Consider the following 15,025-nt stretch of genomic DNA (forward strand, 5'->3'; position numbering starts at 1 on the left):
ATGGAAATCAAAGAAGAAAATAAACGTTTTGCTTTGTATGATGGAGAAAAAGAGGTGGGAGAAATCACATGGCAAGAAACGCCAGATGATGTTCTAGAAGTAGACCACACCTTCGTTAATCCTGATTATCGCGGCCAGCAATTGGCGCAAAAATTACTCAAAGCGGTTGTTGAAAAAGCAAGACGGGAAGAGAAAAAAATTATGCCTGTCTGCTCCTTTGCGGTCAAAGAGTTCAAAGAAAAACCAGAATACGATGACGTACTCGTTCGCTGATTTGAACGAAAGTGATTTATGAGAAAAAGGCTGTCAGAAAGGACAGTCTTTTTTTAAACCGTCCTGCAACGGTCAATGACAAAAAGAGAGTAGTAATTTCCAGCGGAAAATGCTAAAATGGAAAGGACGACTTTAGCAAGCAAGGAGGAGCTAACGTGTATAACATCTTATTAACTGCTGTGATCGTTATTTCGATTTTAATGGTCATTACGATCATGATGCAGCCTAGCAAGCAAAATAGTGCAGCTAGTGCCTTTACTGGCGGTGCAGATCAATTGTTTGGTAAGCAAAAAGCCCGTGGATTTGAAGCGGTGATGCAGCGTTCAACGGCCATTTTAGGTTTTGTTTGGATGGTCTTGCTCTTTATTTTGGCTTTTCTTTCATCAAACTAATCACTTTGTTAGCGAACCTCTCGTAAAGAGAGGTTTTTTTCTTTTTAACGGGAAGATTTTGATCGCATTTGTCGAAGTATTCTTGCTAACTATGGTAGAATTGGACGTGAGGTGAAAGGAAACATGAAAACATTTAATCAACCAAAACCGGTTTTTGCTGAACACGGCAAACGAGCGGTCATTTTGTTCCATGCCTATTCAGGCAGTCCTAACGATGTGCGCATGCTTTGTCGTTCGTTAGAACAAAAAGACTACACGGTTTATACACCGATGTTTACTGGACATGGTACACCGAATCCAGATGATATCTTAAATCAAGGAATGACTGTTTGGCAGCAGGATGCTGCGGATGCAGTTGCTTATGTGAAAGAAAAAGGCTATGAGGAAGTTGCCGTTCTTGGACTTTCGATGGGTGGGATTTTAGCGATGGATCGTTTGACGCAAGACCCAACATTGATGGGCGGCGGTCTTTTTTGCTCACCGTTATTTGAAACCAAGAACGAAGTACCAGTCAATTTTGAAAAGTATGCTGAAATGGTCATACCCTACGCTGATTTAGATGAGGCGACCCAAAAAGAAATATTGGCAGAAGTCCCTCGCAAGGTCAGAGAACAACTGCAAGAAATCGAAACAGTCGGACAAACCACAGCCGAGCATTTAGGAAAAATCGAGCGCCCAATCTTCCTGGCGCAAGCAGGAAGGGACCAAATGATCGATCCACAGACGGTTTTCAAAACCGCAGCGGCATTGTCCCATGTTCCCTATACGCTTCAATGGTATCCTCAAAGTGGTCATGTGGTGACAGTTGGACCAGAACGGAAAAAATTAGAGCAGGATGTGTTTGCTTTCTTAGAAACACTTGCTTGGAAAGAGTGAGTTATGACAGAAACGATTAAAACAAAAATTATTCAGTTTCTCGAAGAAAGCCGTAAAAAAAGTTTTTCAATGGAAGAAATTGCTGAAGGTCTAGGACTTCAAAAAAGTACAGACTTTAAGAATCTTGTCCAGACAGTAGCGGCGATGGAACGAGAAGGCAGTGTGATTTTTAACAAAAAAGGCAAAGTGAAATTACCAATGAAACGAGTGTTTGTGGAAGGAACCTTCCGTGCCAACGAGCGGGGCTTCGGCTTTGTCACGTTGGATGAAGAAGAAGACGATATTTATATCCCTAAAGAAGCAACAGGCTATGCCATGGACGGCGATACCGTTGCTGTAGACATCGTGCATGTTGCCGATCCTTTTTCAGATCGCGGCGCAGAGGGAAAGGTCGTAGAAATCAAGCAACGCGCCATCAGTCAGTTGGTCGGCGAGTTTACATTATTTGACGAAAAAGAGATCGAAGAATCGGATCTATATGGCGTTGTTCAACCTAAAGATAAAAAACTAAGCGATTTAAAGGTGTTTATCGGCGCCCAAGGAATTCGTCCAGTAGACGGCAGCATCGTGATCGTTGAGATCAGCCATTATCCAGAAAAAGGCTATTCGAAAAGCTTAGAGGGGTTGATCACAAAAGTTGTGGGGCATAAAAACGATCCTGGAATGGATATTTTATCGATCGTCGTGGCGAATGGGATTCCCACAAAATTTGAGGAAGAAACCTTGGCAGCGGCAGATGCAGTACCCGATACGATCGATCCTGCTGACTTTCCAGAACGACGGGATTTGCGAGATCAACAGATCGTAACGATCGATGGAGCGGATGCCAAAGATTTGGATGATGCGGTGACGGTAAAAGCATTGCCTGACGGCAGCTTCTATATGGGCGTGCATATCGCAGATGTTTCTTATTATGTGACAGAAAACAGTGCGTTGGACAAAGAAGCTTTTGAGCGGGGAACGAGTGTCTATCTAACGGATCGAGTGATCCCGATGATCCCACAACGTTTATCAAACGGGATCTGTTCGTTGAATCCGAATGTCCCAAGGTTGGCCATGAGCTGTGAAATGTGGATCAACCAAGAGGGGATCGTCACGGATTACAATATTTTCCAAAGTATTATTCAAACAAGTGCCCGCATGACTTATCAGGCAGTCAATCAAATTATTGAAGACAATGATCCAGAAACCAGCAAAGAATATGCGAAACTAGTACCGATGTTCCATGATATGGCCGCCTTGCACCACGTGTTAGAAACGATGCGGATCAGACGTGGGGCGGTTTCTTTTGAAGACCGCGAAGCGAAAGTCTTGGTCGATGGAGAAGGACACCCGCAAGAAATCGTTCTGCGAGAACGTGGCGTCGGCGAACGATTGATCGAGTCCTTCATGTTGGCAGCCAATGAAACCGTGGCGCGCCATTTCAATCGGAAGCATTTACCATTTATTTATCGGATCCATGAGGAACCAAAAGAAGAGAAAATGCGTCGCTTCTTTGATTTTGCTTCTGCTTTAGGGATTGTAGTCAAACAAACCAACGGCTCGATCTCACCAAAACAACTGCAAAAAGTGGTTGAAGATGTCGCAGATAAGCCAGAGGCAATGGTTGTCAATACGATGCTGCTCAGAAGTATGCAGCAAGCGAAGTATTCAGAAGAAAACGTCGGCCACTATGGTTTGGCAGCGGAAGATTATACCCACTTCACGTCACCGATCCGTCGGTACCCCGACTTGATCGTGCATCGCTTGATTCGTTCTTACAGTGAAGATGTCTCTGAAGCCAACCAAAACAAATGGGCTGAAATCTTGCCTGACATCGCAATGCACAGCTCCCAAATGGAACGACGAGCAGTCGATGCAGAAAGAGAAGTCGATGCGCTTAAAAAAGCTGAGTATATGGCCGATAAAGTAGGAGAAGAGTTTGACGGTATCATCAGTTCCGTCGTTAAGTTTGGCTTGTTTATTGAATTGCCTAACACGATTGAAGGGCTGATCCATATCAATAATCTGAAGCAAGATTACTTCCATTATTTGGAAAACCATCTGGCACTTGTAGGTGAACGGACAGGCTTGACCTTTAAAATTGGTCAAAAAGTTCGTATCAAAGTCGTGAAAGCTGATCCTGAAACAAGAGAGATCGATTTCGAATTGGTAGCAGCAGAAGAAGTCGAAAAACTGCAAGCACCAAAAGCCAACAAACGAAACAACCATCAAAAAAATGAAGCGAACCGTCGCGGGAAAAAACAACACAACCCTGAGAAAAAACAAGGGAAACGCTTTGAACAAACCGGTAAAGGCAAGTCAAAGAAAGCTGGCAAAGTGAAAAAGAAAAAACCTTTTTACAAAGGAATCAAGAAAAAATAATTGGAGGGATGGCCCGTGCCTAAAGGAGAAGGGAAATTAATCGCCCAAAACAAAAAGGCCCGCCATGATTACACGATCCTCGATACGATCGAAGCGGGGATCGTCTTACAGGGAACAGAGATCAAAGCGATCCGTAACAGTCGGATCAATTTGAAAGACGGCTTTGTACGCATTCGCAATGGTGAGGCATTCTTAGTCAATGTGCATATCAGCCCATACGAGCAAGGAAACATTTTTAATCATGATCCACTACGGACAAGAAAACTGTTACTGCATAAAAAGCAGATTGCTCGTCTGATTGGCGAAACAAAAAATACAGGCATGACGATCGTTCCGTTAAAGGTGTATATCAAGGATGGTTATGCCAAAGTTTTGATTGGTTTAGCGAAAGGAAAACGCGAATATGACAAGCGGGAATCCTTGAAACGCAAAGATCAAGAAAGACAAATTGACCGAGTTCTTAGAAATTTCTAATTTTCTAAGAACTTCTTTTAGAATCCGATAGAGGTTATTGCTTTGAAAATCGCGCTAAATTTGGTAGCATTTAAGGGAAAGCTGTTGATATAACAGGCTTTTTCTTCCACATAGCGACACGGGAATTTTTCATTTAATTTAGGATTTTTGGCATTGTGAGTTTTTTGTCTAATTTTCTTGAAAATGCTTTGAAATTTTCCATTCGTGGTGGTATGATACCGATTGTTATGAGAGGAAACGCATTGTAACACCAGATTTTTTTCTGGAGATGACAGGAAAAGAGGTGAGAAAGATTGGAAGATAAATCGCTTATGTTTCATATCGGTCCTATATGGTTTGATGGAACTGTAGCTATGATGACAATCATTTCTTGTATTATTGTTTTTTTGGTGGTCTTTATTTGTACACGTAATCTGCAAATGAAACCGAAAGGGAAGCAGAACTTCATTGAATGGGTCATTGACTTTGTTCGCGGTATCGTAGCGGACAATCTACCAGGATCTCAAGTGAACAACTTTCATTTGCTCGGTGTAACAATGTTTCTTTTTGTGTTTGTGGCAAATGAGATCGGGTTAGTCACAAAAATCGTGACGACAGATGACATTACCTTATGGAAAAGTCCGACAGCAGACCCGTTTGTTACACTGACACTCGCACTTATGGTTATTTCCTTGACACATTTCTTTGGGATCAAGTCGTTGGGCTTCAAAAATTACTTGATCAATTCGTACTTGAAACCGGTGGGGTTCTTATTACCGCTAAAAATCATCGAAGAATTTACGAATGTCATCACGTTAGGCTTGCGTTTATATGGAAATATATTCGCGGGGGAAGTGTTATTAGGATTGATTGCCAACATGTTTATTAGTCTTGGTTGGTGGTCATTACCGATCGTGATGCCGCTAGAAATGATCTGGATTGGCTTCTCACTCTTTATTGGAGCGATCCAAGCTTATGTATTTGTTACATTGACCATGGTATTTATGAGCCACAAAATCGTGGCAGAACATTAATCGAATCGACATACAATTAGGAGGAAAAAAGAATGAACTTTATTGGAGCAGGATTAGCAATTATCGGAGCAGCAATTGGTGCAGGGTATGGTAACGGACAAGTAATCGCAAAAACGATCGAATCAATGGCACGCCAACCTGAAATGTCAGGTCAACTACGTTCAACAATGTTTATCGGGGTCGCGTTAGTCGAAGCTGTACCGATTCTAGGGGTAGTTATCGCGCTGCTATTAGTCTTCCGATAAGACAAGCACGAAAAGGCAGAAACGAACAATTGCACTCGTTTTTGCTTTTTTCTAATGAAACAATGACTTTCAGAAAGGAAGAATCGTTATGCTAAATCAGTTGGTTATAGCGGAAGTTCAAAATCCAATGCTTGGCAATATTATCGTTGTCAGCGGATCAATTCTTCTTTTGCTATTCTTATTGAAACATTTTGCATGGGATGCCATCAGCAGCATGATGCAAAAACGGGAAGATAAAATCGCCAATGATTTGGATTCAGCGGAACAATCACGCTTGAATGCAGCAAAATTAGAAAAAGAACGCCAAGAAAAATTGGCACGTTCTCATTCTGAAGCTGCGGAGATCATCAAGAGCGCCAAAGATAGCGGGGAATTGAGTCGACAAAATATTTTGAGCGAGACCAAAGAAGAAGTGGCTCGTTTGAAAGAAAAAGCAAACTCAGATATCACCCTTGAAAAAGAAACTGCGTTAAAAGAAGTGAAAGATGATGTTGCAGAACTTTCGCTTCAAATCGCAGAAAAAATCTTAGGACGCGAATTGACTCCCGAAAATCATGAATCCCTAATCAATCAATATATCGAAGGATTGGGTTCAGTTAATGAAACTCGATAAATTCACAGTGGGAAAACGCTATGGAAAAGCCTTGTTCGAATTGGCGATGGAAGAACAGCGCTTGACAGAAGTTTACCAAGAATTAATGACCTTGCGTCAGATTTATCAGGAGATTCCAACATTCGGTCAGATCGTGACGGATAACCGCTTGGATCTCCATGAAAAAAGACAATTAGTCGATCAATTGCTGAAGGGCTTTGAAGGCTTGGTCAGAAATTTCTTAGAGATCGTTTATGAATATGATCGCATGGATGATCTATTGCTGATCATTGATGAATACGAACGTCGTTACGATGAATATCAAGGTCTTGTTCTCGGAACGATCACAACGGCTGTTGCTTTGTCAGCAGAACAAAAAAGCAAAATCGAAAAGCAAATCGCCGATAAGCTTGGGTACAAGCAGGCACAATTGAAAGAAACGGTCGATCCAACGATTTTAGGCGGAGTCATCGTTGAAGCAAATCATCAAGTGATCGACGGTAGTATTAAGAGCCAACTGGATTATCTGCGACAAAAAATCGGCAGATAAACAAGAGATAAGAGGTGAATCGGATGGCCATCAAAGCAGAAGAAATTAGTGCCTTGATCAAAGAGCAAATTAAAAATTATCAGAACGAACTTTCTGTAGAAGAAATCGGTACTGTCACATATGTTGGGGACGGGATCGCCCGCGCCCACGGTTTAGAAAATGCCATGAGTGGAGAATTGCTTGAGTTTTCAAACGGTTCTTATGGGATGGCACAAAACTTAGAATCAAACGACGTCGGGATCATCATCCTAGGTGATTTTGAAACCATTCGTGAAGGAGACAAAGTAAAACGAACCGGTAAAATCATGGAAGTTCCTGTCGGCGATGCATTAATTGGCCGGGTAGTGAATCCATTAGGGCAACCGATCGATGGCTTAGGTCCGATCGAAACAGACAAATCACGCCCAGTTGAAGCAGCCGCACCAGGTGTAATGCAACGGAAATCCGTATCGGAACCAATGCAAACAGGGTTGAAAGCTATTGATGCTTTAGTGCCAATCGGACGTGGCCAACGGGAATTAGTCATCGGTGACCGGAAAACCGGGAAAACAACGATTGCGATCGATGCGATCATCAACCAAAAAGGGCAAGACATGATCTGTATCTATGTCGCTATTGGCCAAAAAGACTCAACGGTTCGTGCACAAGTAGAAACATTACGCCGTTACGGTGCACTTGATTACACGATCGTTGTTTCAGCAGGTGCTTCACAACCAGCACCATTGCTTTACATCGCGCCTTATGCCGGGGCAGCAATGGGGGAAGAATTCATGTATAACGGCAAACATGTTTTGATCGTCTTTGATGACTTATCAAAACAAGCAGTCGCTTACCGTGAACTTTCTCTACTTCTACGCCGTCCGCCAGGTCGTGAAGCATACCCAGGGGATGTCTTCTACTTGCACTCTCGTTTATTGGAACGTGCAGCGAAATTAAGTGATGAACTAGGTGGCGGATCAATGACGGCACTGCCGTTCGTTGAAACGCAAGCGGGGGATATCTCAGCCTATATCCCAACCAACGTGATTTCTATCACAGATGGACAAATTTTCTTAGAAAATGACCTGTTCTATTCAGGTGTGCGTCCTGCCGTAGCGGCTGGATTGTCCGTTTCACGGGTTGGTGGTTCTGCACAGATCAAAGCGATGAAGAAAGTTGCTGGAACCTTGCGTTTGGACTTGGCAAGTTACCGCGAACTAGAAGCCTTCACACAATTTGGGTCTGATCTAGATGCTGCGACACAAGCCAAATTAAACCGCGGTCGTCGCACCGTTGAAATCTTAAAGCAAAAACTACATGAACCATTGGCAGTCGAAAAACAAGTCGTGATTCTTTATGCGTTGACGCATGGATTCATTGATAGTGTACCTGTCAATAAACTATTGGACTTTGAAGCAGAATTATTTGAGTATATCGAAGCAAACGCAGCAACGATTTTTGAAACCATTCGGACAACGAAAGACTTGCCAGAAGAAAGCTTGTTAGATGACACCATTAAAGCATTCAAAGATATTTTCATGGCATCCAACAGTTCTCGGGTGACACCGCAAGATAAAATATCGACAATGCAAAACGCATAAAAGAGGTGAGAGAAAATGGCTGCTTCATTAAATGAAATCAAGCAACGAATTGCCTCAACAAAGAAAACCAGCCAAATCACAAAGGCCATGCAAATGGTTTCAGCTGCAAAATTAACAAAATCTGAAGCTCATTCGAAACAGTTTCAAGTGTATGCCAACAAAGTACGTGAAATCGTTACGCATTTGACTGCGCAGCAGCTTTCCGATCTTGCAGGTTCTGGTCCTAAAGATGGTGTGAACTATAACAGTATGTTGGTTAGTCGCCCGGTCAAACGCACAGGCTATATCGTCATCACTTCTGATGGCGGTCTAGTGGGCGGCTATAATAGTTCCATCTTAAAACAAATGATGGCCATGCTGGATGAAGACCATGCAAAAGAAGAAGAGTATGTCATGATTGCCATTGGTGCAACTGGCGCTGACTTTTTCAAAGCACGGGGCATCAATTTGGCGTACGAGTTAAGAAACCTTTCGGATCAACCAAGCTTTGATGAGGTACGTAAAATCGTAACATTGGCAACCACGATGTACCAAAACGAAGTCTTCGATGAATTATATGTGTGTTATAACCATCACATCAATTCATTGACTAGCCAATTTCGTGTGGAGAAAATGTTGCCGATATCCGATTTAGATCCTGAAGAAGCCGAAAGTTATGAACAAGAATACTTGTTTGAACCTTCCAGAGAAGCGATTTTGAATCAATTACTGCCTCAATACGCTGAAAGCTTGATTTATGGTGCGATTGTTGACGCAAAAACAGCCGAGCATGCTGCCGGAATGACAGCGATGAAAACAGCAACAGATAATGCCAAAAATATTATTGGGGACTTGACGATCTCATACAACCGAGCGCGCCAAGGAGCGATCACCCAAGAAATTACTGAAATTGTGGCGGGGGCATCCGCGTTAGAATAGTTTCAAGAACGAATGGAGGAATACGAATGAGTTCAGGCAAGATTGTTCAAGTCATTGGTCCCGTTGTTGACGTGGAATTCTCTCTAGACCAATCATTACCAGATATCAACAATGCGTTGATTGTTTACAAAAAAGATGAGCAGAAAACAAAAGTTGTGTTAGAAGCTGCCCTAGAACTTGGCGACGGCGTTATCCGTACGATTGCCATGGAATCAACAGATGGCTTACAACGAGGAATGGAAGTAATCGATACAGGCGCCTCCATCTCTGTTCCAGTTGGGACAGAAACATTAGGACGGGTATTTAATGTCCTAGGCGATACCATCGATTTAGAAGCACCATTTCCTGAAGAGGCAGCCCGCAGTGGGATTCACAAAAAAGCACCTGACTTTGATGAATTGTCAACAAGTACGGAGATCCTTGAAACTGGGATCAAAGTCATTGATTTGTTAGCTCCTTATTTAAAAGGGGGGAAAGTTGGACTTTTCGGTGGTGCCGGTGTTGGTAAAACCGTCTTGATCCAAGAATTGATCCACAACATCGCCCAAGAGCATGGTGGGATCTCTGTCTTCACAGGTGTTGGTGAACGGACACGTGAAGGAAATGACCTTTATAATGAAATGAAAGAATCTGGCGTTATCGAAAAAACAGCCATGGTGTTTGGACAAATGAATGAACCACCAGGTGCCCGGATGCGGGTAGCCTTGACTGGTTTGACATTAGCCGAGTACTTCCGTGATGTGGAAGGACAAGACGTGCTTTTGTTTATCGATAATATCTTCCGCTTCACTCAAGCAGGTTCTGAAGTATCTGCCTTACTAGGTCGGATGCCGTCGGCCGTTGGGTATCAGCCAACATTAGCAACTGAGATGGGGCAATTACAAGAACGGATCACATCGACGAAAAAAGGTTCCGTTACGTCTATTCAAGCCATCTATGTCCCTGCCGATGACTATACAGACCCAGCACCTGCGACTGCTTTTGCCCATTTGGATGCAACAACCAACTTGGAACGTAAATTGACCGAACAAGGGATCTATCCTGCCGTTGATCCACTGGCGTCTTCTTCTAGTGCGTTAGCACCTGAAATCGTTGGTGAAAAACATTATGAAGTAGCGACTGAAGTACAGCATGCGTTGCAACGTTATCGGGAATTACAAGACATCATCGCCATCTTAGGGATGGATGAACTGTCTGATGATGAAAAAACCTTAGTTGCCCGCGCACGCCGCATTCAATTCTTCTTGTCACAAAACTTCCACGTAGCGGAACAGTTTACGGGACAACCTGGTTCTTATGTGCCAGTTGAAGAAACCATCAAAGGATTTGCAGAGATTCTTGAAGGAAAATATGATGATCTTCCAGAAGAAGCCTTCCGCAGTGTTGGACGAATTGAAGATGTCATTGAAAAAGCGAAAAAAATTGGCTATTAATTAACCAGCCTTGAAGAAAGAGGGGAACCTCATGGATCAATTTTTAACAGTCAATGTGGTGACACCTGCTGGTTTGGTTTACGATCATCACGCGAAAATCGTGGTTGCACGTACGACAGATGGTGAGATCGGTATTTTGCCACACCATGCCCCAATCATCGTTCCATTGACGATTGATGAAGTCCGGGTCAAACGGATCGATTCAGATACCCATGTCGACTGGGTCGCTGTCAACGGCGGTATATTAGAAGTGCGAGACAATGTTGTCTCGATCGTAGCCGATAGTGCGGAACGTGATCGTGACATCGACGTTTCACGTGCAGAAAGAGCAAAACAGCGTGCAGAACGCCAAATCGAAGAAGCCAAACAAGTCGAGGATATCGATCAGCTTCGGCGCGCAACGGTTGCTTTGCACCGCGCCATCAATCGAATCAACGTGTCAAAACATTCCTAAAAAACAAGGGCATCTTGCCTTTGTTTTTTTGTTTCTCCAAGAAAACGTTTTAAAAACTTTTTAAAGTCTTTTCATGAAGGTTTCAAGAAAGATTATTTTTTATCTTGACATCTTTGTGGTATGATAGGAATGTTCAATTATGAAAAAAGGAGCAGAAAGTATGCAAGTGTATGGAATTGATGCAATCATTCGAATCGTGAGTCATTTAGCGTTCATCTATTTAGCATTTTGGGCATTGCAATCTGTGCGGATCGATGCTTTTTTTAAAGCCTTACGAACGACTCAGATACGAATGGTCATGGTGTTTCTTGCGATTGCATTAGGCTACACCGCCAGTACTTTTTTCCTTGAGTTGATTGCGCTATGTCGTAATTTATTTTTAACAGGTTTTTAAGAATTTCATTAATATATGCAAAAACACCGAATATTATGCTATAATTGGCAAGATTTGTGTGAGTCACTGCATTATTTGGAGGGAACATAAATGGAAGAGATGATCGTTCAAGGTGGTAATCGATTAACTGGAACAGTGAAGATCGAAGGGGCAAAAAATGCTGTTCTACCTATCTTAGCGGCAAGCTTATTAGCGGAAGAAGGAACAACGACATTAACAAATGTACCGATCCTTTCCGATGTATTAACAATGAAAGAAGTGATTCGGCATTTAAATGTCGCAATCGATTTTGAAGAAGAAAACAACACAATGACGATCGATGCGTCACAAGAATTAGCAATCGAAGCACCGTATGAATATGTGAGCCAAATGCGCGCTTCAATCGTAGTCATGGGGCCTTTGTTAGCCCGTAATGGACATGCCAAAGTGGCAATGCCTGGTGGCTGTGCAATCGGCAAACGACCAATTGATTTACATTTGAAGGGATTTCAAGCACTAGGCGCGCAAATCATCCAAAAAGATGGATACATAGAAGCGATCGCCGATGAGTTAAAAGGCAATAGCATTTACTTGGATTTCCCAAGTGTCGGCGCAACGCAAAATATCATGATGGCTGCCGTAAAAGCTAAAGGCATCACCATCATCGAAAACGTCGCTCGTGAGCCAGAAATCGTTGATTTAGCAAACATTTTGAATAAAATGGGTGCCAAGGTCTTTGGTGCAGGAACCGAAACGATGCGTATTGAAGGTGTCGAACACCTGCATGCAGTAGATCATTCGATCGTGCAAGACCGTATCGAAGCAGGAACCTTTATGGTTGCAGCAGCGATGACTCAAGGAGACGTTATTATTAAAGATGCGATCTCAGAGCACAATCGTCCATTGATTTCAAAATTGATCGAAATGGGCGCAGAAGTGACTGAAGTCGCTGAAGGGATTCGTGTCGTTGGACCTGAACAATTGAAGGCAACAGATGTAAAAACAATGCCTCATCCAGGTTTTCCTACGGACATGCAAGCGCAAATGTCTGCTATTCAATTATTAGCGCAAGGAACGAGTGTTGTGAATGAAACGGTATTTGAGAATCGTTTCCAACATTTAGAAGAAATGCGTCGCATGAATGCCCATGTGAAAATTGACGGCAACGTTGCAGTGATCGAAGGCGGTCATGAATTACAAGGCGCGCTGGTCTATGCGACAGATTTACGTGCCGCAGCAGCGTTGATTTTATTAGGTCTGCGTTCAACGGGACGGACGCGTGTCCGCAATCTAAAATATTTGGATCGCGGCTACTACAAATTCCACGAAAAATTGCAACAATTAGGGGCATCTGTTGAACGAGTTTCTGACGCAGTAGAAGAAGTCGTACCAGTTAACGCCTAATAGGAGTAGGAGAGAAAAAAAGTGAAGTTGAACCGTTATATTTTAACTAGCTTGATAAAAATTCTAATCGTCATTTTATTAGCTATTTTATTGTTCCTAGCAGGAACGATGATCGGCTATGGAGTGATCGGTGACGGCAGTCCATTTAAAGTATTCTCTCCAAGTCTTTGGAATCATATCTTTGAGTTTATGAAATAAACGATAACTAGGACTTACGCCACGTGCTGAGTCCTAGTTTTTTCTATCTATCTTTACTGAATCGTACGCTAAAAAGAAAGGCTGGCAAGGAATGAGTAAACTTTTGATCGGCTTTGTTCGTTTCTATCAACGTTTTATTTCCCCATTATTTCCTCCTAGCTGTCGTTATTATCCGACTTGCTCAGGATACATGATCCAAGCCATCCAAGTCCATGGAGCAGCCAAAGGAGGTTTGATGGGGGTAGCTCGTATCTTACGCTGCCATCCCTTTGTAAAAGGCGGAATAGATTACGTACCCCAGACGTTTACTTTAAAACGAAATACGCAAGACAAAGTCAAACCAACGTACCGTTATCGGAAAAGTTAAAAGGAATCAACAGAAATATAAAAAAGGAGCCAAAAAGCCATGATTCGTCCAATCACCCCTAATGAAGCGTATCCTTGGGCGTTGCTGCTGGATGCAGATCCTGAAAAAGCAGTCGTAGAAAGCTATCTATATAATAGCCAAACACTTGTTTATGAAGAAGCTGGAGAAATGATTGGTGTGTTAGTTTATCAAAATCAAGGCAAGAACTGGGAGATTATGAATGTGGCTGTTTCTCCAGAAAAGCAAGGAATGGGCATCGGTCGTCAATTGCTACAAGCTGCCGAAGAAGCGATCCTCAGTCAGCACCTCGGGGCAAAACGGCCGATCGTAGTGATCAAAACTGGTAGTCTGCCCTCTGCAGCCTTGACTTTGTACCAAAAGCAAGGCTATGTTGAAAAAGAGCGGGTGAAGAATTATTTCACCACCCACTATGTCGAACCGATTTTTGAGAATGGGCAGCAGCTGTTCGATCAAGTGATTTTGGAAAAACAACTCTAATGGATGAAGAGACAGTCTAAGTGAATGAGACTGTTTTTTCTTGTCCTCGGAAATCGCTTTCTTCAAGCGCCGACTTGCGGTAAAATAGACAGTATCAGAATAATAAAGGATTGAGGGAAAAAAATGGTGATTTTAGTCTTTGATATGGGTGGTTCAGCAGTAAAATATGGCGTCTGGGCACAAGATTCTTTGGTGAGTAAAGGGAAGTTCACTACTCCAAATACTTGGGAGGAAATGAAAGCACAGCTGCAGCAAGTGAGGGCAAGTGTAGATGAAGAGATTGAAGGCGTTGGAATCAGTGCGCCAGGTGCGGTCAATGCCCAAGAACGGCGGATCGACGGCATTAGTGCGATCCCTTATATCCATGGGTTTGATATTTACTCAGAACTCGAAGCAGCGTTTGGGGTACCCGTAACCATCGAAAATGATGCCAATTGCGCTGGGATGGCTGAATTTTATCAAGGAGCGGGCAAAGAGTATCAGCAAGCAGCCTTCGTTGTGATCGGAACAGGCGTTGGCGGTACCCTGTTTCAAAATGGTGAGCTAGTCCGTGGGGCACATTTATACGGTGGCGAATTTGGGTTGATGATCCTAGATCAAGGCAAAACATTTTCGCAACTAGGGACAGCGGTTCAGATGGCCTGGCGGTATTGTGATCGGATCGGAGTGGATCGAACGACGATTACCGGTGAAGAGGTCTTTCAACGTGCAGAAGATGGCGATGCCATTGCGATCGAGGAAGTCAATAAATTTTACAACTATTTAGCACAAGGACTGTTCAGTATTCAGTTTGCTTTTGATCCTGAAGTGATCATTATCGGCGGTGGTGTCAGTGCCAAAAAAGGCTTGTTAGAAGAAGTTGACCAGCGCTTGAAAAAAATGTTGGCGGATCAAGCATTAAATGATTTCGTCCCACTGATCAAGCTATGTGACTATCGCAATGATGCCAATTTAGTTGGGGCGGCGGCAAATTTTCAAGCATTGTATCCACGAAACAGCTGCTAACATGAGGATGTAATGT

General features: G+C 43.0%; 19 protein-coding genes. All 19 read left to right on the forward strand.

The features are described 5' to 3' along the window. The 19 genes from IGJ15_RS03450 (at window position 1) to IGJ15_RS03540 (ending at window position 15,009) form a co-directional block, all read left to right on the forward strand. Window positions 1–273 carry a GNAT family N-acetyltransferase gene (locus tag IGJ15_RS03450; protein ID WP_015510184.1) on the forward strand — a complete coding sequence of 91 codons (273 nt, stop codon included), beginning with the start codon at window positions 1–3 and terminating at the stop codon, window positions 271–273. A gap of 155 nt (window positions 274–428) precedes the next feature. Next, the gene (gene secG / locus IGJ15_RS03455) at window positions 429–665 is read left to right on the forward strand and encodes a preprotein translocase subunit SecG (RefSeq protein WP_005228700.1); all 237 of its coding nucleotides are present in this window, start codon (window positions 429–431) and stop codon (window positions 663–665) included. A gap of 123 nt (window positions 666–788) precedes the next feature. Further along, window positions 789–1,541 (forward strand): alpha/beta hydrolase, encoded by a 753-nt coding sequence (locus IGJ15_RS03460; protein WP_231434762.1) that lies wholly within the window; start codon window positions 789–791, stop codon window positions 1,539–1,541. A 3-nt stretch (window positions 1,542–1,544) separates the two neighbouring features. Then, entirely contained in the window at window positions 1,545–3,905 is a 2,361-nt protein-coding gene (gene rnr / locus IGJ15_RS03465) for a ribonuclease R (RefSeq protein ID WP_430599287.1), read from the forward strand. Window positions 3,906–3,920: 15 nt separating this feature from the next. Then, complete coding sequence (gene smpB / locus IGJ15_RS03470; RefSeq protein ID WP_008380870.1) at window positions 3,921–4,379, forward strand: SsrA-binding protein SmpB; 459 nt, start codon at window positions 3,921–3,923, stop codon at window positions 4,377–4,379. 293 nt (window positions 4,380–4,672) lie between these two features. Continuing rightward, a complete protein-coding gene (atpB, locus tag IGJ15_RS03475; RefSeq protein WP_008380872.1) occupies window positions 4,673–5,392 on the forward strand; it encodes a F0F1 ATP synthase subunit A in 720 nt (239 codons plus the stop codon). Window positions 5,393–5,424: 32 nt separating this feature from the next. After that, window positions 5,425–5,637 carry an ATP synthase F0 subunit C gene (atpE, locus tag IGJ15_RS03480; RefSeq protein ID WP_005228705.1) on the forward strand — a complete coding sequence of 71 codons (213 nt, stop codon included), beginning with the start codon at window positions 5,425–5,427 and terminating at the stop codon, window positions 5,635–5,637. Window positions 5,638–5,725: 88 nt separating this feature from the next. Next, the gene (gene atpF / locus IGJ15_RS03485) at window positions 5,726–6,250 is read left to right on the forward strand and encodes a F0F1 ATP synthase subunit B (RefSeq protein WP_005228706.1); all 525 of its coding nucleotides are present in this window, start codon (window positions 5,726–5,728) and stop codon (window positions 6,248–6,250) included. Then, window positions 6,237–6,779, forward strand: a complete 543-nt coding sequence (locus IGJ15_RS03490) for a F0F1 ATP synthase subunit delta (protein ID WP_010749797.1) — start codon at window positions 6,237–6,239, stop codon at window positions 6,777–6,779. Before atpF ends, IGJ15_RS03490 begins: the two co-directional genes overlap by 14 nt. 23 nt (window positions 6,780–6,802) lie before the next feature. Beyond that, the gene (gene atpA / locus IGJ15_RS03495) at window positions 6,803–8,359 is read left to right on the forward strand and encodes a F0F1 ATP synthase subunit alpha (protein ID WP_005228708.1); all 1,557 of its coding nucleotides are present in this window, start codon (window positions 6,803–6,805) and stop codon (window positions 8,357–8,359) included. 15 nt (window positions 8,360–8,374) lie between these two features. Continuing rightward, window positions 8,375–9,277, forward strand: coding sequence for a F0F1 ATP synthase subunit gamma (locus tag IGJ15_RS03500; RefSeq protein ID WP_010749796.1), 903 nt, complete (start codon window positions 8,375–8,377; stop codon window positions 9,275–9,277). A 26-nt stretch (window positions 9,278–9,303) separates the two neighbouring features. Beyond that, a complete protein-coding gene (gene atpD, locus IGJ15_RS03505; RefSeq protein ID WP_231434760.1) occupies window positions 9,304–10,710 on the forward strand; it encodes a F0F1 ATP synthase subunit beta in 1,407 nt (468 codons plus the stop codon). Window positions 10,711–10,741: 31 nt separating this feature from the next. Beyond that, the gene (locus IGJ15_RS03510; protein ID WP_005228716.1) at window positions 10,742–11,164 is read left to right on the forward strand and encodes a F0F1 ATP synthase subunit epsilon; all 423 of its coding nucleotides are present in this window, start codon (window positions 10,742–10,744) and stop codon (window positions 11,162–11,164) included. 160 nt (window positions 11,165–11,324) lie between these two features. Next, window positions 11,325–11,558, forward strand: coding sequence for a DUF1146 family protein (locus IGJ15_RS03515; protein WP_008380880.1), 234 nt, complete (start codon window positions 11,325–11,327; stop codon window positions 11,556–11,558). Window positions 11,559–11,648: 90 nt separating this feature from the next. After that, on the forward strand, window positions 11,649–12,941 hold the full coding sequence (murA, locus tag IGJ15_RS03520) for a UDP-N-acetylglucosamine 1-carboxyvinyltransferase (protein WP_005228721.1): 1,293 nt from the start codon (window positions 11,649–11,651) through the stop codon (window positions 12,939–12,941). 21 nt (window positions 12,942–12,962) lie between these two features. After that, window positions 12,963–13,139, forward strand: coding sequence for a DNA-directed RNA polymerase subunit beta (locus IGJ15_RS03525; protein WP_005228723.1), 177 nt, complete (start codon window positions 12,963–12,965; stop codon window positions 13,137–13,139). A 91-nt stretch (window positions 13,140–13,230) separates the two neighbouring features. Continuing rightward, window positions 13,231–13,506 carry a membrane protein insertion efficiency factor YidD gene (gene yidD, locus IGJ15_RS03530; protein ID WP_008380886.1) on the forward strand — a complete coding sequence of 92 codons (276 nt, stop codon included), beginning with the start codon at window positions 13,231–13,233 and terminating at the stop codon, window positions 13,504–13,506. Between the two features lie 39 nt (window positions 13,507–13,545). Next, a complete protein-coding gene (locus IGJ15_RS03535) occupies window positions 13,546–14,004 on the forward strand; it encodes a GNAT family N-acetyltransferase (RefSeq protein WP_061053131.1) in 459 nt (152 codons plus the stop codon). 123 nt (window positions 14,005–14,127) lie between these two features. Then, window positions 14,128–15,009 carry an ROK family protein gene (locus IGJ15_RS03540; protein WP_231434759.1) on the forward strand — a complete coding sequence of 294 codons (882 nt, stop codon included), beginning with the start codon at window positions 14,128–14,130 and terminating at the stop codon, window positions 15,007–15,009. Window positions 15,010–15,025 lie beyond the last annotated feature (16 nt).

It is taken from the genome of Enterococcus sp. AZ079 (assembly GCF_050547255.1).
Classification (GTDB): Bacteria; Bacillota; Bacilli; order Lactobacillales; family Enterococcaceae; genus Enterococcus_D; species Enterococcus_D casseliflavus.

Excerpts from the sequence above, each read along its gene's own strand:
- atpE (WP_005228705.1), top strand. The coding sequence starts at position 5,425 with ATGAACTTTATTGGAGCAGGATTAGCAATTATCGGAGCAGCAATTGGT.
- atpF (WP_005228706.1), top strand. The coding sequence starts at position 5,726 with ATGCTAAATCAGTTGGTTATAGCGGAAGTTCAAAATCCAATGCTTGGC.
- IGJ15_RS03450 (WP_015510184.1), top strand. The coding sequence starts at position 1 with ATGGAAATCAAAGAAGAAAATAAACGTTTTGCTTTGTATGATGGAGAA.
- IGJ15_RS03460 (WP_231434762.1), top strand. The coding sequence starts at position 789 with ATGAAAACATTTAATCAACCAAAACCGGTTTTTGCTGAACACGGCAAA.
- atpD (WP_231434760.1), top strand. The coding sequence starts at position 9,304 with ATGAGTTCAGGCAAGATTGTTCAAGTCATTGGTCCCGTTGTTGACGTG.
- IGJ15_RS03490 (WP_010749797.1), top strand. The coding sequence starts at position 6,237 with ATGAAACTCGATAAATTCACAGTGGGAAAACGCTATGGAAAAGCCTTG.
- rnr (WP_430599287.1), top strand. The coding sequence starts at position 1,545 with ATGACAGAAACGATTAAAACAAAAATTATTCAGTTTCTCGAAGAAAGC.
- IGJ15_RS03515 (WP_008380880.1), top strand. The coding sequence starts at position 11,325 with ATGCAAGTGTATGGAATTGATGCAATCATTCGAATCGTGAGTCATTTA.
- IGJ15_RS03510 (WP_005228716.1), top strand. The coding sequence starts at position 10,742 with ATGGATCAATTTTTAACAGTCAATGTGGTGACACCTGCTGGTTTGGTT.
- atpA (WP_005228708.1), top strand. The coding sequence starts at position 6,803 with ATGGCCATCAAAGCAGAAGAAATTAGTGCCTTGATCAAAGAGCAAATT.
- yidD (WP_008380886.1), top strand. The coding sequence starts at position 13,231 with ATGAGTAAACTTTTGATCGGCTTTGTTCGTTTCTATCAACGTTTTATT.
- IGJ15_RS03535 (WP_061053131.1), top strand. The coding sequence starts at position 13,546 with ATGATTCGTCCAATCACCCCTAATGAAGCGTATCCTTGGGCGTTGCTG.
- murA (WP_005228721.1), top strand. The coding sequence starts at position 11,649 with ATGGAAGAGATGATCGTTCAAGGTGGTAATCGATTAACTGGAACAGTG.
- IGJ15_RS03540 (WP_231434759.1), top strand. The coding sequence starts at position 14,128 with ATGGTGATTTTAGTCTTTGATATGGGTGGTTCAGCAGTAAAATATGGC.
- IGJ15_RS03500 (WP_010749796.1), top strand. The coding sequence starts at position 8,375 with ATGGCTGCTTCATTAAATGAAATCAAGCAACGAATTGCCTCAACAAAG.